The sequence below is a fragment of the Microbulbifer harenosus genome, assembly GCF_005771435.1.
GTDB lineage: Bacteria > Pseudomonadota > Gammaproteobacteria > Pseudomonadales > Cellvibrionaceae > Microbulbifer > Microbulbifer harenosus.
Genome location: NZ_VANI01000011.1, coordinates 210209 through 235379 on the forward strand (window position 1 = coordinate 210209; position 25171 = coordinate 235379).

Consider the following 25171-nt stretch of genomic DNA (forward strand, 5'->3'; position numbering starts at 1 on the left):
ATGTCGAATATGCGAACAATTACCTTTGACGGTATCGTAGTTGGCGGCGGCGGCGCGGGTATGCGCGCAGCCCTGCAGATGGCCCAGTCCGGTTTCAAGACTGCGGTGATCACCAAAGTATTCCCGACCCGTTCGCACACGGTTTCCGCCCAGGGCGGTATCACCTGTGCGATCGCCAGTGACGATCCCAATGACGATTGGCGCTGGCACATGTACGACACCGTCAAGGGCTCCGACTACATCGGTGACCAGGACGCGATTGAGTACATGTGTTCCGTAGGCCCGGAAGCGGTGTTCGAGCTTGAGCACATGGGTCTGCCGTTCTCCCGTACCAAAGAAGGGCGTATCTATCAGCGTCCGTTCGGCGGCCAGTCCAAGGACTACGGTCGCGGCGGTCAGGCAGCGCGCACCTGTGCGGCGGCGGACCGTACCGGTCACGCCCTGCTGCACACCCTGTATCAGAACAACGTCAAGCACAACACCGTATTCCTGAACGAGTGGTTCGCGGTGGACCTGGTGAAAAACCAGGACGGCGTGGTTGTGGGTGTGATCGCCATTTGTATCGAAGACGGCGAAGTGGTCTTCATCAAGTCCAAGGCGACCGTATTCGCCACCGGCGGTGCCGGCCGTATCTTCGCGTCCACCACCAACGCGCACATCAATACCGGTGACGGCGTGGGTATGGCCCTGCGCGCGGGTGTACCGGTGCAGGACATTGAAATGTGGCAGTTCCACCCCACCGGTATTGCCGGCGCCGGTGTGCTGGTCACCGAAGGTTGTCGCGGTGAAGGCGGCTACCTGATCAACAAGGACGGCGAGCGTTTTATGGAGCGCTACGCGCCCAACGCCAAAGACCTGGCGTCCCGCGACGTGGTTGCCCGTTCCATGGTGCTGGAAATCCTCGACGGCCGCGGTGCCGGCCCGAACGCCGACCACGTGTTCCTGAAACTGGATCACCTGGGCGAAGAGCTGCTGCACAGCCGCCTGCCGGGTATCTGTGAACTGGCCAAGACCTTTGCCCATGTGGACCCGGTCAAGGAGCCGATCCCGGTTGTTCCCACCTGTCACTACATGATGGGCGGTATCCCGACCAATATTCACGGCCAGGCCCTGACCCAGGATGTCTCCGGCAACGACCAGATCGTCGACGGTCTCTTTGCCTGTGGTGAGGTTGCGTGTGTTTCCGTACACGGTGCCAACCGTCTGGGCGGCAACTCGCTGCTCGACCTGGTGGTGTTCGGTCGCGCTTCCGGCCTGTTCATCGAGAAGGCCCTGCGTGAGGGCATCGAGGCCCGCGAAGCGAGCGATTCCGATATCGAAGCGGCGATGTCCCGCCTGAATCGTCTGGAAACCACCAACAACGGTGAGAAAGCCTCCGATCTGCGCACCGAGCTGCAGAACGTCATGCAGAACCACTTCGGTGTATTCCGTCGCGGCGACTACATGGCCGAAGGCGTGAAGAAACTGGAAAGCCTGCGCGAGCGTATCGCCAACGTGCGCCTGGACGACAAGTCCCGCGCGTTCAATACCGCGCGTATCGAAGCGCTGGAACTGCAAAACCTGCTGGAAGTGGCGGAAGCCACTGCGATCGCTGCGGAAGTCCGCACCGAGAGCCGCGGCGCCCACGCCCGCGAAGACTTCCAGGAGCGCGACGACGAAAACTGGCTGTGCCACTCCATGTTCTTCCCGGCGGAGAAACGTGTGGGTAAGCGCGCGGTCAACTTTGCGCCCAACACCGTGCCCGCTTTCGAGCCGAAAGCGCGTACCTATTAATTCGGGAGCGGAAAGAATATGTTGAAAGTAAGCATCTACCGTTACAACCCGGAAACCGATTCTGCGCCCTACATGCAGGATTACGAGCTGGATACCCAGGGCAAGGACCTGATGGTGCTGGACGTACTGGAGCTGTTGAAGGCCCAGGACCCGTCACTGGCATTCCGTCGCTCTTGCCGTGAGGGCGTGTGTGGTTCCGACGGTATGAACATTTCCGGCAAGAACGGTCTTGCCTGTATCATGCCGATCTCCCAGGCGGCCCCCAAGGGCAAGCTGGTACTGCGTCCGCTGCCCGGGCTGCCGGTCATTCGCGACCTGGTGGTGGACATGGAGCAGTTCTACACCCAGTACAAGAAGATTGAACCTTACCTGCAGAACAGCACACCGGCTCCGGCCATTGAGCGTCTGCAGTCGCCGGAAGAGCGTGAAAAGCTGGATGGCCTGTACGAGTGTATTCTCTGTGCCTGCTGTTCCACTGCGTGTCCGTCTTTCTGGTGGAACCCCGACAAATTCATCGGTCCCGCGGGCCTGTTGCAGGCTTACCGCTTCCTGGCGGACAGCCGCGATACCGCCACCGATGAACGCCTCGGCAAACTGGATGACCCCTTCAGCGTATTCCGCTGCCACGGCATCCAGAATTGTGTGAATGTGTGCCCGAAGGGTTTGAATCCCACCCGGGCCATTGGCCATATCCGCAATATGCTGATAACCCGCGCCGTATAGCGTGGGTTACCCCACCAAAAATAATCACAATTAGGCCGACAGCAGCGCAGGTGTCAGGCCTATACGAAGAAGGGGAGGTGTCTTATCAGCACCTCCCCTTTTGTGAGTGAAAAGACAGGAAAGAGCGGCGCGGAATTTAAAGGGTGCGCGTCGTCAATTGAGGTAGGCATTAATGCACGAAAGCACTATGGAGGAGCTCTGGCGGACTTCGCACATCTCCGGTGGTAACGCCGGATACGTGGAAGACCTGTACGAGACCTATCTGCACGACCCAAGCGGTGTACCGGAAGAATGGCGCAGTTACTTCGACAGTCTGCCACGAGTAAACGGCGGTGATGTCTCACATGCCGCTATTCGTCAGCATTTCGAACTGTTGGCGAAGCATCGTACCCGCCCGCTGTCCGCCCCTGGCGCCGGCTCTGTCAATATCGAGCACGAGCGCAAGCAGATCAAAGTTCTGCAGCTGATCAATTCCTACCGCCACCGCGGCCACAAAAAGGCCACCCTCGACCCGCTGGGCCTGATGGCACGCGAGCAGGTGCCGGATCTACAGCTGAACTACCACGGCCTCACCGAAGGCGATTTCGACACCACCTTCCAGACCGGCGACCTGTTCTTCGGCAACGGCGAAGCGACCTTGCGCGAGATCGTTCAGGGCCTGGAAAAAACCTACTGTGGAACCCTCGGTGCGGAAATCATGCACCTGTCGAATCTCGACGAGCAACAGTGGTTCCAGCAGCGTCTCGAGCGCAGCCTTTCCAAGCCCAGCTTCGGCAACGACATCCGCGTGGAAATCCTGCAGCGCCTGTCCGCCGCAGAAGGCCTCGAGCGCCACCTGGACTCCAAATACCCCGGCACCAAACGCTTCGGCGTGGAAGGTGGCGAGAGCCTGATCCCGTTGATGGACGCCCTGATCCGCCGCTCCGGCACCTACGGTGTGAAGGAAGTGGTGATCGGCATGGCGCACCGCGGCCGCCTGAACACCCTGGTTAACATTCTGGGTAAAAATCCGGCGGACCTGTTCGAAGAGTTCGAAGGCAAGAAAACCCTCGATACGTCCGGCGACGTGAAATACCACCAGGGTTTCTCCTCCAACGTGATGACCCCCGGTGGGGAAGTGCACCTGGCGCTGGCCTTCAACCCCTCGCACCTGGAAATCTGTGCCCCGGTGGTGGTTGGCTCCGTGCGCGCCCGCCAGGACCGCCGCGGCGACAGCACCGGCGAGAAGGTGATGCCGATCAACATCCACGGTGACGCGGCGTTTGCCGGCCAGGGTGTGGTGCAGGAAACCCTGCAGATGTCCCAGACCCGCGGCTACTACACCGGCGGCAGCATTCACCTGGTACTGAACAACCAGGTGGGCTTCACCACCAGCAAGCGCGAAGATGCCCGTTCCACCGAGTACTGTACCGATGTGGCGAAGATGATCGACGCCCCGGTGCTGCACGTGAACGGCGACGATCCGGAAGCGGTGGTGCTGGCAGGTCTGCTGGCGGTGGACTATCGCTACGAGTTCAAGAAAGACATCGTTATCGATCTCGTTTGCTACCGCCGCCGTGGCCACAACGAGACCGACGATCCCTCCGGTACCCAGCCGCTGATGTATCAGGCGATCCGCAAGCAAAAAACCACCCGCACCCTGTATGCGGAAAAGCTGGTGGCGGAAGGCATCCTCAGCAAGGATGCGGCGGACGCGCTGGCGAACGATTACCGCGAGAAGCTGGACCGAGGCGAAGACGTGGCCACAGGTCTTGTGAAAGAGCCAGACTCCTCCATGTTCGTGGACTGGACGCCATTCCTGAACCACGAATGGACCGCCGAGGGCGATACCGGCTTCCCGCTGACCAAACTGAAAGACGTAGCCAACCGCATGACCACGGTGCCCGATGGCATCGTGATGCAGCGTCAGGTAGCCAAGATTTACGAAGACCGCCGCAAAATGGCCGGCGGCGGCCTGGAACTCAACTGGGGTATGGCGGAAACCCTGGCCTACGGCACACTGCTGGAACAGGGCTACATGATTCGCTTTACCGGTGAGGATGTGGGGCGCGGTACCTTCTCCCACCGCCACGCGGTGCTGCACAGTCAGAAAGACGGCCAGACCTACATTCCACTGCAGCATATGTATGATGGGCAGCCGCGATTCGACATATACGATTCGCTGCTGTCTGAAGAAGCGGTTCTGGCGTTCGAGTACGGTTACGCCACCACCACCCCGAAATCCCTGGTGGTTTGGGAAGCCCAGTTCGGCGACTTCGCCAACGGCGCGCAGGTGGTGATTGACCAGTTCATCACGTCTGGTGAGCACAAGTGGGGCCGTATGTGCGGTCTGGTAATGCTGCTGCCGCACGGCTACGAAGGGCAGGGCCCGGAGCACTCCTCCGCGCGTCTCGAGCGCTTCATGCAGCTGTGTGCCGAGCACAACATCCAGGTGTGTAACGCCACCACCCCGGCGCAGATTTTCCACCTGCTGCGCCGTCAGGCAATCCGTCCGATGCGCCGCCCGCTGGTGATCATGAGCCCGAAGTGGATTCTGCGTCACAAGCTCGCGACCTCGACCCTGGACGAGCTGGCCAACGGCACATTCCACAACGTCATCCAGGATCAGGGTGTCGATGCCGCCAAGGTGAAGCGACTGATCCTGTGCTCCGGCAAGGTTTACTACCATCTGCTGGAAGCGCGCATGGAGCGCGAGCAGGAGGACGTGGCGTTCGTGCGCATCGAACAGCTGTACCCGTTCCCGGACGACGAATTCCTGGCCGCGGTTTCCGCATTCAAGAACATCGAGAGTGTGGCCTGGTGTCAGGAAGAACCGATGAACCAGGGCGCCTGGTACTCCAGTCAGCACCACCTGCGCCGCCTGCTGAAAGAGGCGCACCCGAAGCTGGAGCTGGAATACGTCGGCCGCGCGGCCTCCGCTGCACCGGCGGCGGGCTACATGTCCACGCACCTGGAAGAACAGAACAAGTTCATCAATGAGGCGCTGACTGTCAACTAAGGCAGCAGTACAACGAAGAGCATGGGGCCGCGAAAAATGAAAAAGGTTTTTCCGGCGCCCAACAGAAATCTCAGGAAACAGGACCAATGACCATCGAGATTAAAGCGCCAACTTTCCCCGAATCCGTTCAGGACGGCACCGTTGCCACCTGGCACAAACAGGCAGGGGAAGCCGTGTCCCGCGATGAACTGATCGTGGATATTGAAACCGACAAAGTGGTGCTGGAAGTTGTTGCGCCGGCAGACGGCGTCCTCAGTGAAATCATCAAGGGCGAGGGTGAGACCATCCTCTCCAACGAAGTGATCGCCATTCTGACTGAAGGTGCCGCCGGCAGCACTGCTGCTCCGGCTCCGGCTGCGGAAGAAAAAGCCGCTGCGCCGGCACCGGCTGCTGCCGGCAGCGACAAGATCGCCATGCCGTCCGCTAAGAAAATGGCGGCCGAAAAAGGCGTGGACCTCGCTTCTGTCGAAGGCAGTGGCAAAGGCGGTCGCGTGCTGAAAGAAGATGTGATGAAAGCGGGCTCCGCGCCGGCAGCGGCTGCTGCACCGGCTGCGGCTGCTGCGCAGGTAGCGGTCGCCCCGGGCGAACGCGTCGAGAAGCGCGTGCCGATGACCCGTATGCGCAAGCGCATCGCCGAGCGTCTGCTGGACGCGTCCCAGTCCACCGCCATGCTCACTACATTCAACGAAGTGAACATGAAGCCGATCATGGATCTGCGCGCGAACTACAAGGACCTGTTCGAGAAGACCCACAATGGCACCCGTCTGGGTTTCATGGGCTTCTTCGTAAAAGCGGCGGTGGAAGCGCTGAAGCGTTACTCCGCGGTGAACGCGTCCATCGACGGTGACGACATTGTTTACCACGGCTACCAGGACATCGGTGTAGCGGTTTCCTCGCCGAAAGGTCTTGTGGTGCCGATCCTGCGCGGCGCGGAGAACATGGGCCTGGCGGACATCGAAAACAACATCCGCGATATGGGCCTGCGCGCCCGCGACGGCAAACTGTCCATCGAAGAGATGACCGGCGGCACCTTCACCATCACCAACGGTGGTGTGTTCGGTTCCCTGCTGTCCACCCCGATCCTGAACCCGCCGCAAACCGCCATTCTGGGTATGCACAAGATCCAGGATCGCCCGATGGCAGTGAACGGCAAGGTGGAAATCCTGCCGATGATGTACCTGGCGCTGTCTTACGACCACCGCCTGATCGACGGCAAGGAAGCGGTTGGCTTCCTGGTAGCGATCAAGGAAATGATCGAAGACCCGGCGCGCATCCTGCTGGAAGTGTAATTCCTGCAATTTGAATTAGATGGAGCTGTGGCGGCTCTGCTGCCGCTGGTCTTTTCCGGGACACGCCGTGAATACATCCCTGTAGGCTCTTCCGCGAGTGATCCGGCCGCTTCAACGCGGCGCCTACGGCCCATCTCGCGGAAGGTCCCGGAAAAGACCAGCGGCACCAGAGCCTTCGCATCGAAGCACTGTTGCTTTGAAAGAATTAAGCCTGCAATCACAGGCATCAGCGGCAAGAAGACCGCCTCAGGGAAAGCCGGGCAGATCCCCGGCGATGTGGATATGAATCCGCATTCGTTGAATCCACTCAAATTTGGAACAGACCATGTCAGAAAAATTTGACGTAATCGTAATCGGCTCCGGCCCCGGTGGTTATGTGGCCGCAATTCGCGCAGCGCAGCTGGGTCTGAAAACTGCCTGTGTTGAAAAATGGGTAAACAAAGAAGGCAAGACCGTCAACGGCGGTACCTGTCTGAACGTGGGTTGTATTCCCTCCAAGGCGCTGCTGGACAGCTCCTGGAAATACCACGAAGCGAAAGACGCGCTGGAAGTTCACGGCATCGAAACCGGCAAGGTAAAGATCGATGTCAAAAAAATGATCGAGCGCAAAGAAGGTGTGGTCAAGCAGATGTCCGGTGGTATCTCCGGTCTGTTTATGGCCAACAAGGTGACCTCCATCCAGGGTACCGGCAAGCTACTGGCTGGCAAGAAAGTGGAAGTGACCGATAAAGACGGCAAAACCACCACCTACGAAGCGGACAACGTGATCCTGGCTTCCGGTTCTGTTCCGGTGAACATTCCGCCGGCGCCGGTAGACAACAAAATTATCGTCGACTCCACCGGTGCGCTGGAGTTTACCGAAGTACCGAAGCGCCTTGGCGTAATCGGTGCGGGTGTAATCGGTCTCGAGTTGGGTTCTGTTTGGAACCGCCTGGGTTCCGACGTGGTTGTACTGGAAGCCCTCGACAGCTTCCTGGCCATCATGGATCAGCAGATCGCCAAAGAATCCCAGAAGATTTTCAAAAAGCAGGGCCTGGATATCCGCTTGTCCTGCCGTGTGACCGGCTCCGAGGTCAAGGGCAAAGAAGTTGTTGTGACCTACCAGGACAAGGACGGCAACGAGCACCAGGAAACCTTCGACAAGCTGATCGTGTGCGTGGGCCGTCGCCCCTACACCGAAGGTCTGCTGTCTGAAGACGCCGGTGTAAAACTGGACGAGCGCGGTTTCATCTACGTCAACGACCTGTGCATGACTTCCGCACCGGGCGTGTGGGCGATCGGCGACGTGGTGCGCGGCCCGATGCTGGCCCACAAAGCGTCTGAAGAAGGCGTGGTGGTTGCCGAGCGCATCGCCGGTCAGAAGCCGATGATGAACTACGACGTGATCCCGAATGTGATCTACACCCACCCGGAAATCGCTGCGGTTGGCCGCACCGAAGAGCAGGTGAAGGCCGACGGCGAACCCTACAACGTGGGTGTGTTCCCGTTCCTGGCGGTTGGCCGTGCGGTTGCTGCCAACGAATCCTCTGGCATGGTGAAGATCATTGCCCACGCGGAAACCGATCGTGTACTGGGCGCCCACATCGTAGGCCCGAGTGCTTCCGATCTGGTGCAGCAAGTGGCGATTGCGATGGAATTCGGTTCCAGCGCGGAAGACATCGGCATGACCGTATTCGGTCACCCGACCTTCTCCGAAGCGGTCAAGGAAGCGGCGCTCGCGGTCAACGGTCACGCCATCCACATGGCAAACCGCAAGAAGCGCTGATCAACGCGACTCGCATGTCGGGGTGGATACAGAAATATCCGCCCCGGTTTCATTTCAGAGCCCGGATTTGTAATGAAGCACTTCGGGGCTTTGTCTAAAGGTGCAGAGCAATCTGCAATTGGTAAACACATTTCAAATGTGAATTGGTATTGACTATGAACTTGCATGAGTATCAGGGCAAACAACTGTTTGCAGCATACGGATTGCCGGTTTCCAAAGGCATTGCAGCGGAAACCCCGGCAGCGGCAGCAGCGGCAGCAGACGAAATCGGCGGAAACAAGTGGGTTGTAAAGGCCCAGGTACACGCCGGCGGCCGCGGTAAAGCGGGCGGCGTGAAGCTGGTGGACTCCAAGGCAGAAATCGAAGAATTTGCCAAGAAGTGGCTGGGCAACAACCTGGTAACTTATCAGACAGACGAAAAAGGTCAGCCGGTTTCCCGCATCTTGGTAGAAAGCTGCACCGACATTGAACAGGAACTGTACCTGGGCGCGGTGGTAGACCGCTCTACCCGTCGCATCGTTTTCATGGCCTCCACCGAAGGCGGTGTTGAGATCGAGAAAGTTGCGGAAGAGACTCCGGAAAAAATCCTGAAAGCCATCATCGACCCGCTGGTAGGCGCTCAGCCTTACCAGGCGCGTGAACTGGCGTTCAAACTGGGCCTCGAAGGCGACCAGATCAAGCAGTTCACCAAGATCTTCCTGGGCCTCGCCAAGATGTTCAAAGAGAAAGATCTGGCCCTGCTGGAAATCAACCCGCTGGTCATCACTCCAGAGAAGAACCTGCACTGTCTGGATGCCAAGATCGTGATCGACAGCAATGCGCTGTACCGCCACCCGGATCTGCGTGAAATGCACGACCCGTCTCAGGAAGACGCCCGTGAAGCACACGCTGCCAAGTGGGACCTGAACTATGTAGCGCTGGATGGCAACATCGGCTGCATGGTGAACGGTGCTGGTCTGGCCATGGGTACCATGGACATCGTGAACCTGCACGGCGGCAAGCCGGCCAACTTCCTGGACGTTGGCGGCGGCGCGACCAAAGAGCGCGTAATCGAAGCGTTCAAAATCATTCTGTCTGACGAAAATGTGAAGGCAGTTCTGATCAACATCTTCGGCGGTATCGTGCGCTGCGACATGATCGCAGAAGGCGTGATCGGCGCAGTGAAAGAAGTCGGCGTTAAAATCCCGGTTGTTGTGCGCCTTGAAGGTAATAACGCCGACCTGGGTGCCAAGGTACTGAGCGAAAGCGGCCTGAACATCATCGCAGCGACCAGCCTGACCGATGCTGCAGAGCAGGTAGTAAAAGCCGCGGAGGGTAAATAATCATGTCCGTATTGATTAACAAAGACACCAAAGTAATCTGCCAGGGCTTCACCGGCTCCCAGGGTACTTTCCACTCTGAGCAAGCGATTGCTTACGGCACCAAAATGGTTGGTGGTGTAACGCCGGGTAAAGGCGGCCAGACTCACCTGGGCCTGCCGGTATTCGACACCGTGAAAGAAGCGGTGGAAGCCACCGGTGCAGAAGCGTCCGTAATCTACGTTCCGGCGCCTTTCTGTAAAGACTCCATCCTGGAAGCCGCCAACGGCGGCATCAAGCTGATCGTGTGCATCACCGAAGGCATTCCCACCATGGATATGCTGGACGCGAAAGTGAAGTGCGACGAGCTGGGCGTACGCCTGATCGGCCCGAACTGCCCGGGCGTGATCACTCCCGGTGAGTGCAAAATCGGCATCATGCCGGGTCACATCCACAAGCCGGGCAAAGTGGGCATCGTTTCCCGCTCCGGCACCCTGACCTATGAAGCGGTCAAGCAGACCACCGACTACGGCTTCGGCCAGTCCACCTGCGTGGGCATCGGTGGCGACCCCATCCCGGGCTCCAACTTCATCGACATTCTGGAAATGTTCCAGAACGACCCGCAGACCGAAGCGATCGTAATGATCGGTGAGATCGGCGGTTCTGCGGAAGAAGAAGCGGCTGCTTACATCAAGGCAAACGTCACCAAGCCGGTGGTTTCCTACATCGCAGGTGTTACCGCTCCTCCCGGAAAGCGCATGGGCCACGCTGGTGCGATCATCTCCGGTGGTAAAGGCACTGCCGACGAGAAATTTGCTGCTCTGGAAGATGCCGGCGTTAAAACCGTGCGCTCCCTGGCACAGATCGGCGACGCACTGAAGGAAGTAACCGGCTGGTAATTTCCCGCTGCGTGTTTGCTTTCGAAAACGGGTCTCATTGAGGCCCGTTTTTTTTCGCCTGAATTTTGGCCCGGGAATGAAAGAGACCGATGCTCGAGCGTTCCATTTCGTGCCAGTTTTCCCGCGGATTTCTGACTGCGCACTTTCCCGAACCCCATTTTAGTGGCACTTTTGACCCATGGATTCAGGTCTCACCATTGGAGGCGAGCTTGTTGTTTCGATGGTTTTTTTTATTGGTTGGTATTTCATCTATCTGGAACTGTAGTGCAGATTCCGGTGCGGCAATGGTTTCGGTCAAGGAAAAGGAAATGTTCGGAAAAGTAAAGGAAGAAACGTATGTGATTGCGTCTCCATTGAGCGGAGTGCTGTTGCGGGATGGCAAGCCGATGCCGAATGCGCGTCTTTTGCGGCGGTTAACATGGAATGGCAATGAAGAGGGGGTTGTACAGGAGTTCAGAACCGACGAGGAAGGACGCTTTGAATTGCCAGTGCACGAAGAGGGCTTGAGTTTGAATTTCCTAACGCAGTTTGTGGCTAAGTCCACAGTTTATGTGGCGAGCGAAGCAGATGAAAACATGATCTGGTATAGCAGCAAATTAACCCCCGAATTGAATTCCGAGATTGAAAATCCTGTTGTGGGATTAACTTGTGATATGGCTGATGATGAGGTCATTGTTCACGGTAGAGAGTCCAGTGTGCCTAACATTATGACGCGCTGTCGTTGGAGCTCAATGAAGAAGGCGTAGTCGGAAATAAACAGATATTACTTAAAAACAAGGGTGATTAAATGGAAGTTTCGCCAATTCTCTCGGCTGATCTCGCGGAAGGGGTTTACTCGGTCAATAAAAATGATCCAGTTGCATTGAAGATTTTCTTGTCTGCTTCAGCATTTTCTCAAAAGGTCAAACCCAGTGTCCTCACTGCGTCGGTAGGTGGTCGGTTACTTCGGGCTGCCAAAGATGGATTCGGGGTATGCGCACAAGGTGGAGGCGATTACCAGGGGCACGTATTTCTCGTATTTCGTGGAACTACCGAAGCCAATAATAAGGCTGATTTTGTAACCGACGCACGCATCGGCATTACAATCTCCAAAACGGGCCTGCCGGTCCATATTGGTTTTAATCACACCTTCAACAGCATGCTCCCGGATATCCGTGATTTTTTGGCAAAGGCGGATATCACCGGGCCCGTACATTGTATCGGACACAGCTTGGGCGGCGCGGTGGCGTCACTGGCGGCGGATTGGGTATCGAGAAATACATCGCACCCGGTACGCCTGTATACCTTTGGGGCACCGCGCGTCGGCACAGACTGGTTTGTGAACCGAACGACGGTCTCCATCGGGCGGGAGAATATGTACCGCGTATACCACAAGACCGATCCGGTTCCGATGGTTGCGATGTATCCCTTTATGCAGGCTCCCTACGGCTCGCCTGGCTACTTTATTCATTCTTCAGAACTCGCGCTCACGGGCGCCGCTCACAAGATGGGTAAATATATCGCCTCGTTAAAAAGCAAATCCTGGGAGCAGGTGGCGGATGTGCCGGATCAGCCATATCTCTTTGATTCTGCAGTGGAGGACTGGCTCAAATCCAGAAATTGGGCCAGCGCCGATAGCCCTGTTTTCTGGCAATGGGCGGAGGCGGCGCTGCGCTACGTATTAAAAAAGGTCATCGTGGTTGTCGCCTATTCATTACAGACAACCTTTGTGGGCGTGCTAACGGTCGCAGACAAACTCGCCATTATCCTGGAAAAAGGACTGCATCTCGCCGAGCACATCAGTCTCTGGGTGGAATTGCTGATCCGTAAACTGCTGCACGCACTCGGAATGAAAGTGGAAGCCAGCAAGGAGGCAATCACGCGCTCGCTGATAAGAATAGTGCTGGTCCAACTAATGGAAAAAGCGAATCGCCAGGCCCGCAACGCGCTGAGGAATCTGTGAGTTTTCTTATTTTGCTGGGGAAGCTGCTGGCTTCCTTCCTATTAGTAATGGCCGTACTGGTCGGTGCCCTGATGGCCAACCCGCGCTGGCACAGTGGAAATTACCGGCCGGCTGCGGGTTTTGCCTCGGGGTTTATCTTTTTTATTGGTGGTCTGTCAGGGCTCTATTACCTGTGGGTTTAGTGCCCGCATTGCCGCCGGCCTGATTGCCTTCTTCCCGCAACTCGCGTGTGGGGCGGACTTCTATTGAGCCATAGCGCGCCGGCGGAATCTTCCCGGCGAGGGCAATGGCTTCATTGAGATCCCGCGCTTCCAGCATATAGAAGCCGGCGAGCTGTTCCTTGGTTTCCGCAAAGGGACCATCCGTGGTGGTGATGCGATTGTCCCGCATGCGCACCGTGGTTGCGCTGCTGGTGGGTAGCAGGGGGCTGCCGGTGATGAAGTGGCCATTGGCAGTGAGGCTGGCAACACACTCCATACATTCCCGATTCAGGACATCCCACTCCTGCTGGGACATACGTTCCATGACCTTTTCATCGTAATAAACCAGCGCCAGATACTTCATGGGTTGCTCCTTGGATTAAGTTGAAGTTGTCGTGCGTTTGCAGTTGTTTCTCTAACTGGTCGATTTGCGGCCATCGAATTCGACAGGGGCGCAAAAAAATATTAAGACAGGTTTAATTCTCAGCCAACTCCGCCAATCGGCGGTGGAGGAAGCGCTGTTCTGGTCCCTGCTGGGCCAGTGTAAGTGCGCGCTCGTAGGCGGCGCGCGCGTCGTCAAGATGGCCAAGGCGTCGACACAGGTCCGCACGGGCGGCGTGGGCCAGGTGATAGTCACTGAGCGCACCGCGGGCGAGCAGGGCATCGATGAGTTGCAGCCCTTGCTCGGCGCCATCGCGCATGGCGATGGCGACGGCGCGATTGAGTTCAACGATGGGCGACGGATAGCGCTCGAGCAGGGCGTCATAGAGGCCGACGATCTGCTGCCAGTCTGTGGCATCCATGTTAGGTGCTTCCGCGTGAACCGCGGCAATGGCCGCCTGCAGGGAATAGCTTCCGAAGCGACGGCTGCCCAGTGCGCGCAGTACCAGGCCGATGCCCTCGCGGATCTGCTGCTGGTCCCACAGGGTGCGATCCTGCTGTTCCAGCAGAATCAGGTCCCCCTCGGGGGAGACGCGGGCGGCGCGACGGGAATCCTGCAGGAGCATCAGTGCCAGCAGGCCTTCCACCTCAGGATCCGGCAACAGCTGACACAGCAAACGCGCGAGGCGAATGGCTTCGGCGGCCAGATCGTGCCGGAGCAGACTGTTGCCGCTGGAGGCGGAATAGCCTTCGTTAAAGATCAGATAGATCACGTGCAGGACCGACTGCAACCGCTCGGGCAACTGTTCCGGCTCGGGAACTTCGTAGGGAATCCCGGCATCGCGAATTTTTGCTTTTGCACGCACGATGCGTTGTGCCAGGGTGGGCGTGGACGTGAGAAACGCGCTGGCAATCTCTTCCGTGGTCAGGCCACACACTTCCCGCAGGGTCAGTGCCAGCTGCGCCTCCGGTGCGATGGCGGGGTGACAGCAGGTGAAGATCAACCGCAGGCGGTCGTCCTCGATCCCCTGTTCCTCCTCGTCCTCTGTGGCCAGCTCGGATTCCAGCTGCTCGGCGATATCTTCATAAGACACCGTAAAGCGCGCCCTGCGGCGAATCTGGTCGATGGCTTTGAAGCGTCCAGTGGAGACCAGCCAGGCGCGCGGGTTGTCGGGCACGCCATCGACAGGCCACTGGGTGAGCGCAGCAGTGAAGGCTTCGTGCAGCGCCTCCTCGGCCAGGTCGAAGTCACCGAGCAGGCGGATCAGGGTTGCCAGTACGCGGCGGGACTCGGTCTCATAGAACTGGTTGAGCCAGGTTCGGGTTACCGGGGGCATAGATTCGCTCTTGTTATGGGCGCTGGTGCCGGTGTTATTGTCGATGTTCTTGCCGACGTGGGCGTTCAGATTCTGCAATGTTCCCGCAGAAATGCCACCACTTCCTGCTGATTTCCCCGGAATAGAATACGGCTGCCATTTTTCTCCAGCTGGTAGTCGTACATGGGATCGTAGTAGTCGTGCAGCAGGGCCGCGATCCACTCGCGGTGCTGGTCAACGGTGCCATCGCGCAATTGCTGGGTGAGTGCGGAGTGCATGATGGTATCGAGTTTCTGGTAGCGCTCTCCCCCGAGGCGACGGGTGATGTTGGCGAGATTGTTGCGCAGCGTCTCGGCAAATTTTTGCGCGCCGATTTCACCTCCGAATGTATTCTCGAACTCCGTGCAGAGATCGATCACGTAGTCTTTCAGAATGCGCTCTATCCGGCTCTCCCGGCTGTCTTCCAGCCACACCAGCGGGCTCGTTTGCATTGCCCGGTGCAGAGAGAGCGGCACCGAGCAACGGCCGATCAGGCGGCTTTCGTCCTCCAGCACAAATCGGTTGCTGCCGCTGTGGCGTTGTTTGAGAACGTCGATGGCGAGGGCATTCTCAAAGCCGATCTGCGGCGGTTGCGGTGAAGCTTTTTTGCCAAAGCTGGAGCCGCGGTGATTGGCGTGTCCCTCGAGATCTACGGCGTTATCCAGTTGCGCGAGTACTTCGGTCTTGCCGGTGCCGGTCATTCCACCTACCAGGGTAAAGTCGCACTCGCGCGCGGCGCGTTCAATTTCCTCGATCAGAAAATGGCGCATGGCTTTGTAACCGCCGGTAATGCGGGGATAGGGGATACCCGCGTCATATAGCCACTGCTGAGTGATCTGGGAGCGCAGGCCGCCGCGAAAGCAGAACAGGTAGCCATCGGGGTGGGTGCGTGCAAATTCCGCCCAGGCATCCACGCGCGCCTCTTTCACCTTGCCACCGACCAGTTCGTGGCCCAGGGCAATGGCCGCCTGTTGGCCCTGCTGCTTGTAGCAGGTTCCGACCTGCTGGCGCTCGCTGTCCGTCATCAGCGGCAGGCTGACCGCGTTCGGAAACGAACCCTTGTTGAATTCCACCGGTGCGCGCGTGTCGATCAGCGGCAGGTCATGCAGGAATATTTCCCGATAGTCGGCGCTGTCCTGTCTCAGGGGCGGCGGGCTCATACGACGATTACCGCGGGCGCTTCGCTATTACTCTTTGGCCCCAGCGTTCCTATGGCGGTGAGTGTCAGATCGAATTCGGCGGCCGCCGCAAGGAATTCCTGTTCGCCCTCTGCGGCGACGGCCACCAGCAGACCACCACTGGTCTGCGGGTCCGCGAGCAACAATTTCTGCTGTGCGTCCGATAGCTGCACCCTGTGCCCATAGCTGTCGAAGTTGCGCCCGGTGCCCCCGGGAATACAGCCCTGTTGCAGATAGTGCTCGACACCCGCAATTCGCGGCACCGCATCGAAGTTGAGTCTTGCGGTGAGCCCGCTGCCGTCTGCCATTTCCACCAGGTGCCCCAGCAGGCCGAAACCGGTGACGTCGGTCATGGCTTTGACTCCGTCGATGCGCGCGAAGCGGCTGCCGGGGCGGTTCAGGGTGCACATGAGGTCGCGCGCGACGCCCACATCCTCCGGCCTCAGCTTGCCCTGCTTTTCCGCGGTGGTGAGTATGCCGATACCCAGTGGCTTGGTGAGGTAGAGCCTGCAGCCGGCGCTGGCGGTGTCATTGCGCTTCAGCCAGCGCCTTTCCACAACGCCGGTGACGGCGAGGCCGAAAATGGGTTCGGGGGCGTCGATGGAGTGGCCGCCCGCCAGCGGGATACCCGCCGCGTCGCACACCGCGCGACCGCCGCGAATCACCTCCCGCGCCACTTCCGGCGGCAGCACATTTACCGGCCAGCCGAGGATGGCGATGGCCATCAGCGGGTCGGCGCCCATGGCGTAGATGTCGCTGATGGCATTGGTGGCGGCGATGCGGCCGAAGTCGAAGGGATCGTCGACGATGGGCATAAAGAAGTCGGTGGTGGATACCACGCCGCGCGTGTCATCCAGCGCGTAAACGGCGGCATCATCACGGGAGGCGTTGCCCACCCACAGCCTGGGGTCGTCGATCTGGGAGCCGCTGCCGGCGAGAATCCGGTCGAGCACTGCGGGGGATATCTTGCAGCCGCAGCCGGCGCCGTGGCTGTACTGGGTCAGGCGAATGGCGGCGGGGGCTGCCGCAGCGGCTGGTGATTGACTCATATGGGCTCCGGCGGATGACTATGGCGCAAGTTTACTGGCTTGAGCCGGTGGATTTCATCCGCAGCGTTCCGTTGTGCACTATGTTTTTGTCTGTTTCTGCCCGCGCGTGCGGGCGGCGCTCCCGCAGGGAGCGGAGTCACAAATGAAATAGGCCGAAATAAAACGGAAACAGACGCGGAGGAACCAGCCGAGTGAGCAAAGATAAATCCAATCGCACGACCAACGATGCCGGCAATCCTGTCGCCAGTGATGAATTCTCGCTGACGGTCGGTGCTGACGGCCCCATCCTGCTGCAGGATCACTACCTGATCGAGCAGATGGCCAATTTCAATCGCGAGCATATCCCAGAGCGCCAGCCCCACGCCAAGGGCTCCGGTGCCTTCGGCCATTTCGAAGTCACGCAGGATGTGAGTGCCTACACCAAGGCGGCGGTGTTTCAGCCCGGTACCAAGACCGATACGCTGATCCGCTTTTCCACCGTGGCGGGAGAAAAAGGCAGCCCGGATACCTGGCGCGACCCGCGCGGCTTTGCCCTCAAGTTCTACACCAGCGAGGGCAATTACGATCTGGTGGGCAACAATACCCCGGTATTCTTTATCCGCGACCCGATGAAATTCCAGCAGTTCATTCGCTCGCAGAAGCGCCGCGCGGATTCCGGCCTGCGGGACCACGACATGCAGTGGGATTTCTGGACCCTGTCACCGGAGTCGGCACATCAGGTTACCTGGCTGATGGGGGATCGCGGCGTACCCAAAACCTATCGTCACATGGACGGCTTCTCCTCCCACACTTACATGTGGGTCAATGCCAAGGGCGAGCGCTTCTGGGTGAAATACCACTTCAAAACCGACCAGGGGATTGAGTTTCTCACCCAGCAGGAGGCGGACCGGATCGCCGGAGAGGATTCCGATGCGCACCGCCGCGACCTGTTCGAATCCATCGCCCGCGGCGACTATCCGAGCTGGACATTGCGGGTCCAGATCATGCCATATGAGGAGGCGAAGAATTACCGCTTCAACCCTTTCGATCTCACCAAGGTCTGGCCCCACGGCGACTATCCGCTGCACGAGGTGGGCAAGCTGGTGCTGGATCGCAACCCCACGGACTTCCACACCGAGATCGAGCAGGCGGCGTTCGAGCCCAGCAATGTGGTGCCCGGTATCGGCTTCAGCCCGGATAAGATGTTGCAGGGCAGGGTGTTCTCCTATGCCGATGCCCACCGCGCGCGTATCGGCGTCAACTACAAGCAGATTCCGGTGAACCGGCCCAAGTCCCCGGTGCACAGCTACAGCAAGGATGGCGCCATGCGGGTGGAGAACGTCTCGGATCCGGTTTACGCGCCGAACTCCAAGGGTGGGCCCAGCGCCAATCACACTTACACGGAAAAGTGGGAGGCGAGCGGCGAATTCATGCACGCGGCCTACACCCCGCATGCGGAAGATGACGACTTTGTACAACCCGGCGTGCTGGTGCGGGAGGTGATGGACGACGCGGCGCGGGACCGCCTGGTTTCCAATGTGGTTGGGCATCTCAAGGCGGGCGTGTCCGACGAGGTCCTGAAGCGCGCCTTCGAGTACTGGCGCAAGGTGGACAAAGACGTGGGAGACCGCATTGAGCAGGGCGTGAAGAAAAAGTAAGGCGATGTGGATGATCGGGACGCGCCCGATCCCCCGGAAAGCTGGGCCAGGAAACTGGCCCTGGAACTTCAGCTTGTCTGATTCAGGTCGTCGAACTGGTCGATCTGGCGCACCATCATTTCCGCCGCCTTGGCGGTGTTGTAGTCCATCACCAACTGCGGTTCATCGGTAAATACACCGTCGACGCCCATGGCGGCGACGAGATGCAGGTCGTGGCCATTGTTGACGGTATACACGTAGTTTTTCAGCCCCCGCCGGCGGCCGTCCGCGATCATTTCCTGGCAGACGAAGTCCAGCCCTAGATGTTGGGAGTAGGCCTGCAGTGGCTCGGTGCTGGCGGCGAGGTCCAGTGGCACGCCATAGATAAGCACACCACGGCGTACCTGCGGGATCAGTTTGAGGCACTCGTGAATCTGGCGGTGATCGAAGGACGACAGGATGTACTGTTCGTAGCTGGCACCGTTGTCGCGGATGTAGGACTCGAGTTCCCTTGCGGCGAGCGCCGCGCAGTTGGGTCCCTTTAGCTCGATATTGAGCTGTACGTTGTTGCCCACCAGTTCCAGCACTTCCCGCAGAGTCGGTACCTGTTCGCCGCCGGGTAGCAGCATCTGGCGCAACACTGCAGGGGCCACCTCCGTCAGCAGCTCCTGGCCGGCGAGCAGTCGGCCCAGGCGGCGGTCGTGCTTCACGATCAGTTCCCCACCCACATTCCACACATCGATCTCGACGCCGTCGATATCAAATTCCAGCGCGTGGGTGATGGCCTGCAGGGTGTTTTCCGTGGCCCGTTTCGGGTAGCCACGGTGGGCAAAACAGAAGAGCGTATCGGTACTGTACATTTCGACGTCCACGGTTGCGGAGGCCTCCCAAGGGTGTACCAGAAGTATGAATGTGAGGTTACAGCGACACAAAGCCGTCGCCGTCAAATTCTACCGTGACTAGGGGGGTATGGCGCCAGAATGTACCGAAGTGGGGTATATGACCCTTACTCGCCCGCCAGCGCCCGGTAGCGGCCGCGGTGGAAGATCAAAGGCTCGCCGCCGCTGGCGGAGAATTCCAGTACCTCACCGAGCAGGATGGTGTGGTCGCCGCCGTCGATGTTCTGTGCGCGGCGGCAGTGGAACAGGGCGGCGCAGTCGTCCAGTTGCGGGACATTGCCCGGGCCTGCGTGCCATTTCACCTGTCCGAACTTGTCGGCGCCACGGCCGGCGAACAGGTTGGAGACGTGCTGTTGATCGCCCTTCAGTACGTGCACCACAAAACGCTCGCACTGGGTGAAGGCGGCGTAACCCAGCGAGCCGCGGTCGATGCTCCACAGAATCAGCGCCGGGTCGAGAGAGACGGAATTGAAGCTGTTGACAGTCATGCCCACCGGTTTGCCACTGGCGTCGAGAGTGGTGACCACGGTGACGCCGGTGGCGAACTGGCCCAGGGTGTCGCGCAGGGCGCGGCTGCGCTCCACCGGGGACTGCTCGGAACTGCCAGAATGGTCAATGCTGGCCTGGGCTGCGGAGTTGCTGGGTACCGTCATAGATCGATCAAAAGTTGTTCAAATTTTGTGCTGGCGGCCATTTTACGGGAAAAATGCCCGCGTTGCGTGATTTTCTTTGGACGCACCGGCTATGGGGGTAATAGCCGGCGCGTGCAGACAGCGCAAAACGGTGCAGAAGACTGCCGGGTCTTCAATCCATCAGGGGCGCGCAGCGCTTGCTGAGGGCGTCGCGCTCGGTGATGGCGTTGCCGGTCAGGGCAAATCCCAGCAGTTTGCCGGCGCCATCCAGGAACTCGGCGCGCACACCGGCAGCGGTTGCTGTGACTTGCCATTCTCCCTGGCTACCGTGCCGCGGCGGGCACACCACGGTGGGGCGCAGAGTTGTTTTCACGGCCACCGGCAGGCTGCCGTAGTGCACCGGAGTCGGTGTTCCGGTGAGGGTCTGCGCCAGGGCGCGGGCGCTCTGGGTGAGCGGGGCGACAAAGTAGAGACTGTGGCCGTCCACCTCGGCACAGTCGCCCAGAGCGAAGATATTGGCGTCGCTGGTGCGCAGTTCCCGGTCGGTGACGATACCGCGGTTGGTGGCGATACCCGCCACGTCAGCGAGGCCGGCGTTCGGTATCAGACCGAGCGCGGCGAGGGCGATGTCCGCTTCGATGATCGTGTCATCCCCGCTTGGGCCACCCGCCAGCTGCGCGCGGATACCGTCGGCGCGGCGGGCAATGGACGCAACGCCAGCGCCGAAGTGGAAGCGCACACCGGCCTGCTCGAGGGTCTGCTGGATATCGCGTCCCGCGGCCTCCGGCAGCAGGTTGGCCAGTGGCCAGGGTTGCAGGTCCACCAGATCCACCTCGTAGCCCGCCTGCACCAGGTCGTTGGCAAATTCGCAGCCGATCAGTCCGGCGCCGATCAGCAGCACGCGTTTGCGGTTGGCGAGAGCGGTGCGGAAGCGGTGGTAATCCTCCAGGGTGTTGACCCGGAACAGGCGCGACAGGCCGTCGCCTGCAATGGCGGGCAGAGGTGCACAGCTGGCACCGGTGGCAAACACTAGGCGGCCATAGCGCACTTCCGAGCGAAGGCCGCCGTTGTCGGAGACCAGGGTCAGCAAGCGGGACTCGCGGTTCACATCGGTCACATGGGTGTGCACCAGAATTTCCGCGTTCAGCTCCCGCGCCATGTCCTCGGCGCTGGCGGTGGCCAGTTGCGCCGGCGTCTTGCCGTGGGCGAGGGACGCGGACAGCAGCGGTTTGGAATAGAAGGTGCCGTCGTCGCCTGTGATCAGAAGCAGCGGCGTACGCTGGTCCAGCTTGCGGAATTCCTTCGCCAGGTGATAGCCGGCGAGGCCGGTGCCGATGATGACCAGCGGATCGGTGTCGTCCAGTGCCGGCACTTCCTGAGGCGGCGGCAGTTCTTCCGCTTCCGGCTGGCTCACCAGCACCATGTCGAAGTCTTCCTTACCCACGCCGCACTCGGGGCAGGTCCAGTCGTCGGGGATGTCTTCCCAGCGGGTGCCGGCGGGGATGCCTTCTTCCGGAGCGCCCCGGGACTCGTCGTACACCCAGCCGCACACCATGCACTCCCAGATGCGGCCGGCAGCGGCTTGAGGCTTGGCGGCGGCCGCGGGTTTGCTTTCCACGGCGGTTGTGGCCGCGGCTTTCGGCGCTTTGCTGACGACCGCGAGCATCAGGAATTCGTCTTTGCTGGCGCCGCACTCGGGGCAGGTCCAGTCGTCGGGTACATCTTCCCAGCGGGTGCCCGGGGGAATGCCGTCGTCCGGCGAGCCCTTGGCCTCGTCGTAAATCCAGCCACAAATCTGGCATTCCCAAACACGAAAATCGGACATGAAAACCTTTTATCTACAAAGTGGTGTAAATCGAGAGGCTGGGGAGTGTAGGGAAAAACGGGGGGAAAGTTAACTTGTGGCTAACGCAAACCGGTAGCCACAAGGGAAACGGCTTGAGTCAGTCCTTGGTGGGCTGGGCCAGGTTGGTGAGCGCGCGGTGGTAGATGTCCTGAATCTGCGCGGTGTTTTCCACTGTGACCTGCAGATCGTTGACCAGTCCGTTGGACAGGCCATAACACCAGCCGTGGACCGAGAGGTTCTGGCCGCGCTCCCAAGCGTCGCGCACCGGCGTGGTCTGGCACACGTGGATCACCTGTTCCAGCACATTAAGCTCACACAACAGGTCCACCCGGTCCTCTTCCGGGAAGAGTTCGATCAGGGTGTGGTGTTTGTCGCGCACATCCTTGATATGGCGCAGCCAGCTTTCGATCAGTCCCAGGCGGGTGTCTTCCAGCGCTGCGCGCACACCGCCGCAGCCATAGTGGCCCACCACCATGATGTGTTTGACCTTAAGCACCTCCACCGCATACTGCACCACCGACAGGCAGTTCAGGTCGGATGGCACCACCACATTGGCCACGTTGCGGTGTACGAAGAGTTCGCCGGGCAGCAGGTCGACAATCTGGTTGGCGGGCACGCGGCTGTCGGCGCAGCCGATCCACAGGTACTCGGGGGACTGCTGTTCTGAGAGTTTGAGGAAGAAATCGGGCTTTTCCCGGCGGGTGGCTTCGGACCACTCGCGGTTTTTCTGGATCAGGTCATTTAGCTGTGACAAAGCAATCATTCCGTCGTGTGCATTGACCGCGCAGGATAGCGTTTTTGGGCTGGCGCGCCAATGCAGTGCCGCGGCAAATGAAACGGGGCGGCGGATTCTGTATCGAACGCCGGTATCACATCTGCTAACCTGCCGCGTCATCGGATGTTCGCCAGCCAACCAATCCAGTCGTTCAGTGAAAGGAGAGGCCTGATGGGTCTTCGCAATACCGTGCTCCGCCGCCCGCGCCGTCTGAACAAACACAATGCCACGCTTTCGCGCCGGCGCCTGAAGATGCGCTGGCTGTTGGCCCAGCGCGCCCGTGTGCGCAATTACCGCCGCTTTTTTCACACCCAATGCGAAATTGCCGCGCTCGCCGAGACCAAGCGGCAGGCGGGCGAACAACAGCAATGACTTTCGAAAAACAAGTATTGGAGACAGAGGTTTGACGATTCAGGAAAACGCGCAATTGGAAATGGTGCTGGTGGATTACCGCGATCAGAAACAGGCCGCCGATCTGTTGGCCTTGCTGGATGAGTACGCGCGAGACCCCTTTGGCGGCGGCGAACCACTGCCGGATATCTGCCACCGTGAACTGGTCGAGCGGCTCGCCGCTTTTCCCGGGGCATTTTCCGTCATCGCCTATCGCGGGGAGCAGCCGCTGGGGCTGGCGAACTGTTTTATGGGGTTTTCCACATTCTTGTGCAAACCGCTGGTGAATATCCACGATGTCGTGGTGAGTGACGCGGCGCGCGGGCAGGGTGTGTGCACGCGGCTACTGGAAAAGGTGGCGCAGGAAGCCCGCGAGCGCGGCTGCGCAAAGATTACTCTGGAAGTGCTGGAAAAAAACCACCCCGCCCGCGCCGCCTATCGCAAATGCGGTTTTCGGCCCTATGCACTGGATGAAGAGTACGGGCAGGCGGAGTTCTGGCAGCGCTATCTGTAGCGCTGCCAGAGAATAGATTTAACGGTTCAGCAGACCTTTGATCGCGTGCGGCAGGTCCGCCGGGAAGATGATGTTTTTGGCATTGTCGGACGCGGAGAGATTTTCCAGCGCGCCGATATAGCGCTCGCCCAGCAGATACATCACCGGCAGCTCCTTGTCGCTGATCGCGCGGGTGACGCGCTCGATGGCCTCGCGGCTGGCATCGGCGAGAACGATCTGTGCCTGCGCATCCCGCTTGGAGGCTTCAAGACGGCCGTCCGCTTCCAGGATTGCCGCCTGCTTTTCACCTTCCGCACGGGTCACGGTCGCGCGGCGCTGACGTTCCGCCGCGGCCTGTTCTTCCATCGCCTTCTGCATGGTCGCCGAGGGGTTGATGTCCTGAATCTCAACCGTCTTCAGATTGATGCCCCAGTCCGCGATATCGTCGGAAATGCCTTCCTTAAGCTTCGCCTTGATCAGGTCGCGGGACGACAGCGCCGAGTCCAGTGACATTTCACCGACGATGGAGCGCAGTGCTGTCTGTACCAGATTCTGAATGGCGATCTCGTAATCCTCCACCCCGTACACGGCCTTCTCCGGCGACACGATATTGATATAGGCCACCGCGTTGGCAATGATCGTGGCGTTGTCTTCGGTGATTACCTCCTGGGAGGGAATATCCAGCACGATATCCTTGGTGGTCACCTTGTACGGCACCTGATCCACATAGGGAATAATGATATTCATACCCGGGTTCAGGGTGCTGTGGTATTTGCCCAGCCGCTGCACGATATGTTTGGAGCCCTGGGGCACAATCCGCACACCCATGCCAATGGTGACGATCACCAGAATCACCAGTGCGACTACTACAGATAATCCTTCCACGTTGGTTTCCCCCAAAAATCGGAATCGAAGTTGTTTGATAATGATGGTTTTATGACGGTGGTCAGCGGGTTCTCAGTGAGGGCTTACCACCAGGGTGTTGCCTGAAATATTGATGACCTTCACCCGCTCGCCAATGGCGATTTCACTGGTGCTCATGAACGACCATTCGTCCTCGCCGAGGATCGGCGCCGGGAAGCGCAGACGGCCGCGGGGTTTGCCGATATTCGATTCGATCACCGACCCCACCTGGCCGGTGAGCGCTTCCATCGCCATGCCGGAGGTGGTGCGGTCTTTCCAGTTGGGTTTGATGAATTTCAGCCACAGAAATACCAGAGCGGCCGACATTCCCGCCCACAGCAGCAACTGCGCGGCGATGGGCATGCCCACCAGTATCAGCAATACCCCCATGGCAAGTGCGGCGAGTCCGAACCAGAACAGGATAAATCCGGAAACAAAAATTTCCGCGGTGACCAACAACAGCCCGAGAACGAGCCAGTGCCAGTAAGCGATATGCGTATTGAGCCATTCGAGCATGTGGTCCTTCCCCCTGAATATTTTCCTGGCAAGTGTCGCTGTAACAAATTGGTAGCAGCAAACCCGGCGATTATGCCCGAAAGTTGTTCCGCACGGGCATCTCGTGTGTTGATGGCGAAAAGGCGCAGGCTTGGTGTGCCGACTCACGGGGTTTTCCCGTTCAGCAAATATTCAGCTTGGTGATACTGGCATCCTGTGTTCAGACCCAACAAAAAGTTCCCGCAAACGTCATAAATTCGCAGCAAATCCGT

General features: G+C 59.4%; 23 protein-coding genes. 13 read left to right on the forward strand and 10 right to left on the reverse strand.

All coding sequences use genetic code 11. The annotated features are described in order from the left end of the window. The 10 genes from sdhA to FDY93_RS11770 all read left to right on the forward strand — a co-directional run bounded on the left by sdhA (position 1) and on the right by FDY93_RS11770 (position 12687). The gene (gene sdhA, locus FDY93_RS11730) at positions 1–1773 is read left to right on the forward strand and encodes a succinate dehydrogenase flavoprotein subunit (RefSeq protein WP_138235931.1); all 1773 of its coding nucleotides are present in this window, start codon (positions 1–3) and stop codon (positions 1771–1773) included. 18 nt (positions 1774–1791) lie between these two features. Further along, positions 1792–2496, forward strand: coding sequence for a succinate dehydrogenase iron-sulfur subunit (locus FDY93_RS11735; protein WP_138235932.1), 705 nt, complete (start codon positions 1792–1794; stop codon positions 2494–2496). Between the two features lie 172 nt (positions 2497–2668). Then, entirely contained in the window at positions 2669–5494 is a 2826-nt protein-coding gene (locus FDY93_RS11740; protein ID WP_138235933.1) for a 2-oxoglutarate dehydrogenase E1 component, read from the forward strand. Between the two features lie 86 nt (positions 5495–5580). Next, a complete protein-coding gene (gene odhB / locus FDY93_RS11745; RefSeq protein ID WP_138235934.1) occupies positions 5581–6783 on the forward strand; it encodes a 2-oxoglutarate dehydrogenase complex dihydrolipoyllysine-residue succinyltransferase in 1203 nt (400 codons plus the stop codon). A gap of 27 nt (positions 6784–6810) precedes the next feature. Then, on the forward strand, positions 6811–7125 hold the full coding sequence (locus FDY93_RS19615) for a hypothetical protein (RefSeq protein WP_220446177.1): 315 nt from the start codon (positions 6811–6813) through the stop codon (positions 7123–7125). Beyond that, entirely contained in the window at positions 7109–8548 is a 1440-nt protein-coding gene (gene lpdA / locus FDY93_RS11750) for a dihydrolipoyl dehydrogenase (RefSeq protein ID WP_138235935.1), read from the forward strand. The genes FDY93_RS19615 and lpdA overlap by 17 nt, the downstream gene beginning before the upstream one ends. 155 nt (positions 8549–8703) lie before the next feature. After that, a complete protein-coding gene (gene sucC / locus FDY93_RS11755; protein WP_138235936.1) occupies positions 8704–9870 on the forward strand; it encodes an ADP-forming succinate--CoA ligase subunit beta in 1167 nt (388 codons plus the stop codon). 2 nt (positions 9871–9872) lie between these two features. Beyond that, the gene (gene sucD / locus FDY93_RS11760) at positions 9873–10745 is read left to right on the forward strand and encodes a succinate--CoA ligase subunit alpha (protein WP_105101603.1); all 873 of its coding nucleotides are present in this window, start codon (positions 9873–9875) and stop codon (positions 10743–10745) included. 89 nt (positions 10746–10834) lie between these two features. Then, positions 10835–11491: a DUF6795 domain-containing protein gene (locus tag FDY93_RS11765; RefSeq protein WP_138235937.1), complete on the forward strand. Its 657-nt coding sequence runs from the start codon at positions 10835–10837 to the stop codon at positions 11489–11491. Between the two features lie 41 nt (positions 11492–11532). Next, a complete protein-coding gene (locus FDY93_RS11770; RefSeq protein ID WP_138235938.1) occupies positions 11533–12687 on the forward strand; it encodes a lipase family protein in 1155 nt (384 codons plus the stop codon). A gap of 141 nt (positions 12688–12828) precedes the next feature. Here the strand turns inward: FDY93_RS11770 and FDY93_RS11775 are convergent, their stop codons facing one another. The 4 genes from FDY93_RS11775 to selD all read right to left on the reverse strand — a co-directional run bounded on the left by FDY93_RS11775 (position 12829) and on the right by selD (position 16850). Then, positions 12829–13251, reverse strand: coding sequence for a YciI family protein (locus tag FDY93_RS11775; RefSeq protein WP_138235939.1), 423 nt, complete (start codon positions 13249–13251; stop codon positions 12829–12831). 112 nt (positions 13252–13363) lie between these two features. Continuing rightward, entirely contained in the window at positions 13364–14683 is a 1320-nt protein-coding gene (locus FDY93_RS11780) for an RNA polymerase sigma factor (RefSeq protein ID WP_246068560.1), read from the reverse strand. Further along, a complete protein-coding gene (gene mnmH / locus FDY93_RS11785; protein ID WP_220446178.1) occupies positions 14671–15783 on the reverse strand; it encodes a tRNA 2-selenouridine(34) synthase MnmH in 1113 nt (370 codons plus the stop codon). Before mnmH ends, FDY93_RS11780 begins: the two co-directional genes overlap by 13 nt. Beyond that, the gene (gene selD / locus FDY93_RS11790; protein WP_138235940.1) at positions 15780–16850 is read right to left on the reverse strand and encodes a selenide, water dikinase SelD; all 1071 of its coding nucleotides are present in this window, start codon (positions 16848–16850) and stop codon (positions 15780–15782) included. Before selD ends, mnmH begins: the two co-directional genes overlap by 4 nt. 191 nt (positions 16851–17041) lie before the next feature. Between selD and FDY93_RS11795 the strand changes: the two genes are divergently transcribed. Further along, the gene (locus FDY93_RS11795) at positions 17042–18487 is read left to right on the forward strand and encodes a catalase (protein WP_138235941.1); all 1446 of its coding nucleotides are present in this window, start codon (positions 17042–17044) and stop codon (positions 18485–18487) included. Between the two features lie 68 nt (positions 18488–18555). On the opposite strand, the gene FDY93_RS11800 is transcribed toward FDY93_RS11795, so the two are convergent. The 4 genes from FDY93_RS11800 to can form a co-directional block, all read right to left on the reverse strand. After that, entirely contained in the window at positions 18556–19326 is a 771-nt protein-coding gene (locus tag FDY93_RS11800) for a glycerophosphodiester phosphodiesterase (protein WP_246068561.1), read from the reverse strand. Between the two features lie 146 nt (positions 19327–19472). After that, entirely contained in the window at positions 19473–20018 is a 546-nt protein-coding gene (locus FDY93_RS11805) for a flavin reductase family protein (RefSeq protein WP_138235943.1), read from the reverse strand. A 151-nt stretch (positions 20019–20169) separates the two neighbouring features. Further along, positions 20170–21822: an FAD-dependent oxidoreductase gene (locus tag FDY93_RS11810; RefSeq protein ID WP_138235944.1), complete on the reverse strand. Its 1653-nt coding sequence runs from the start codon at positions 21820–21822 to the stop codon at positions 20170–20172. Between the two features lie 118 nt (positions 21823–21940). Beyond that, positions 21941–22597 (reverse strand): carbonate dehydratase, encoded by a 657-nt coding sequence (gene can / locus FDY93_RS11815; RefSeq protein WP_220446179.1) that lies wholly within the window; start codon positions 22595–22597, stop codon positions 21941–21943. 192 nt (positions 22598–22789) lie between these two features. Here can and FDY93_RS11820 point away from each other — a divergent pair, with 192 nt between their 5' ends. Together FDY93_RS11820 and FDY93_RS11825 are read left to right on the forward strand one after the other, a co-directional pair. Continuing rightward, positions 22790–22990, forward strand: a complete 201-nt coding sequence (locus FDY93_RS11820; protein ID WP_138235946.1) for a hypothetical protein — start codon at positions 22790–22792, stop codon at positions 22988–22990. Between the two features lie 31 nt (positions 22991–23021). Further along, positions 23022–23522 (forward strand): GNAT family N-acetyltransferase, encoded by a 501-nt coding sequence (locus tag FDY93_RS11825; RefSeq protein WP_240914142.1) that lies wholly within the window; start codon positions 23022–23024, stop codon positions 23520–23522. Positions 23523–23540: 18 nt separating this feature from the next. Here FDY93_RS11825 and FDY93_RS11830 read toward each other — a convergent pair whose 3' ends face one another. Next, a complete protein-coding gene (locus tag FDY93_RS11830; protein WP_138235947.1) occupies positions 23541–24386 on the reverse strand; it encodes an SPFH domain-containing protein in 846 nt (281 codons plus the stop codon). A gap of 72 nt (positions 24387–24458) precedes the next feature. Then, complete coding sequence (locus FDY93_RS11835) at positions 24459–24920, reverse strand: NfeD family protein (protein WP_138235948.1); 462 nt, start codon at positions 24918–24920, stop codon at positions 24459–24461. Between the last annotated feature and the right edge of the window lie 251 nt (positions 24921–25171).

Bases quoted from the DNA above. Each gene is read 5' to 3' on its own strand.
- sdhA (WP_138235931.1), top strand. From the start codon at position 1: ATGTCGAATATGCGAACAATTACCTTTGACGGTATCGTAGTTGGCGGC.
- FDY93_RS11735 (WP_138235932.1), top strand. From the start codon at position 1,792: ATGTTGAAAGTAAGCATCTACCGTTACAACCCGGAAACCGATTCTGCG.
- FDY93_RS11740 (WP_138235933.1), top strand. From the start codon at position 2,669: ATGCACGAAAGCACTATGGAGGAGCTCTGGCGGACTTCGCACATCTCC.
- odhB (WP_138235934.1), top strand. From the start codon at position 5,581: ATGACCATCGAGATTAAAGCGCCAACTTTCCCCGAATCCGTTCAGGAC.
- lpdA (WP_138235935.1), top strand. From the start codon at position 7,109: ATGTCAGAAAAATTTGACGTAATCGTAATCGGCTCCGGCCCCGGTGGT.
- sucC (WP_138235936.1), top strand. From the start codon at position 8,704: ATGAACTTGCATGAGTATCAGGGCAAACAACTGTTTGCAGCATACGGA.
- sucD (WP_105101603.1), top strand. From the start codon at position 9,873: ATGTCCGTATTGATTAACAAAGACACCAAAGTAATCTGCCAGGGCTTC.
- FDY93_RS11765 (WP_138235937.1), top strand. From the start codon at position 10,835: ATGCTCGAGCGTTCCATTTCGTGCCAGTTTTCCCGCGGATTTCTGACT.
- FDY93_RS11770 (WP_138235938.1), top strand. From the start codon at position 11,533: ATGGAAGTTTCGCCAATTCTCTCGGCTGATCTCGCGGAAGGGGTTTAC.
- FDY93_RS11775 (WP_138235939.1), bottom strand. From the start codon at position 13,251: ATGAAGTATCTGGCGCTGGTTTATTACGATGAAAAGGTCATGGAACGT.
- mnmH (WP_220446178.1), bottom strand. From the start codon at position 15,783: ATGAGCCCGCCGCCCCTGAGACAGGACAGCGCCGACTATCGGGAAATA.
- selD (WP_138235940.1), bottom strand. From the start codon at position 16,850: ATGAGTCAATCACCAGCCGCTGCGGCAGCCCCCGCCGCCATTCGCCTG.
- FDY93_RS11800 (WP_246068561.1), bottom strand. From the start codon at position 19,326: ATGTACAGTACCGATACGCTCTTCTGTTTTGCCCACCGTGGCTACCCG.
- FDY93_RS11805 (WP_138235943.1), bottom strand. From the start codon at position 20,018: ATGACGGTACCCAGCAACTCCGCAGCCCAGGCCAGCATTGACCATTCT.
- FDY93_RS11810 (WP_138235944.1), bottom strand. From the start codon at position 21,822: ATGTCCGATTTTCGTGTTTGGGAATGCCAGATTTGTGGCTGGATTTAC.
- FDY93_RS11820 (WP_138235946.1), top strand. From the start codon at position 22,790: ATGGGTCTTCGCAATACCGTGCTCCGCCGCCCGCGCCGTCTGAACAAA.
- FDY93_RS11835 (WP_138235948.1), bottom strand. From the start codon at position 24,920: ATGCTCGAATGGCTCAATACGCATATCGCTTACTGGCACTGGCTCGTT.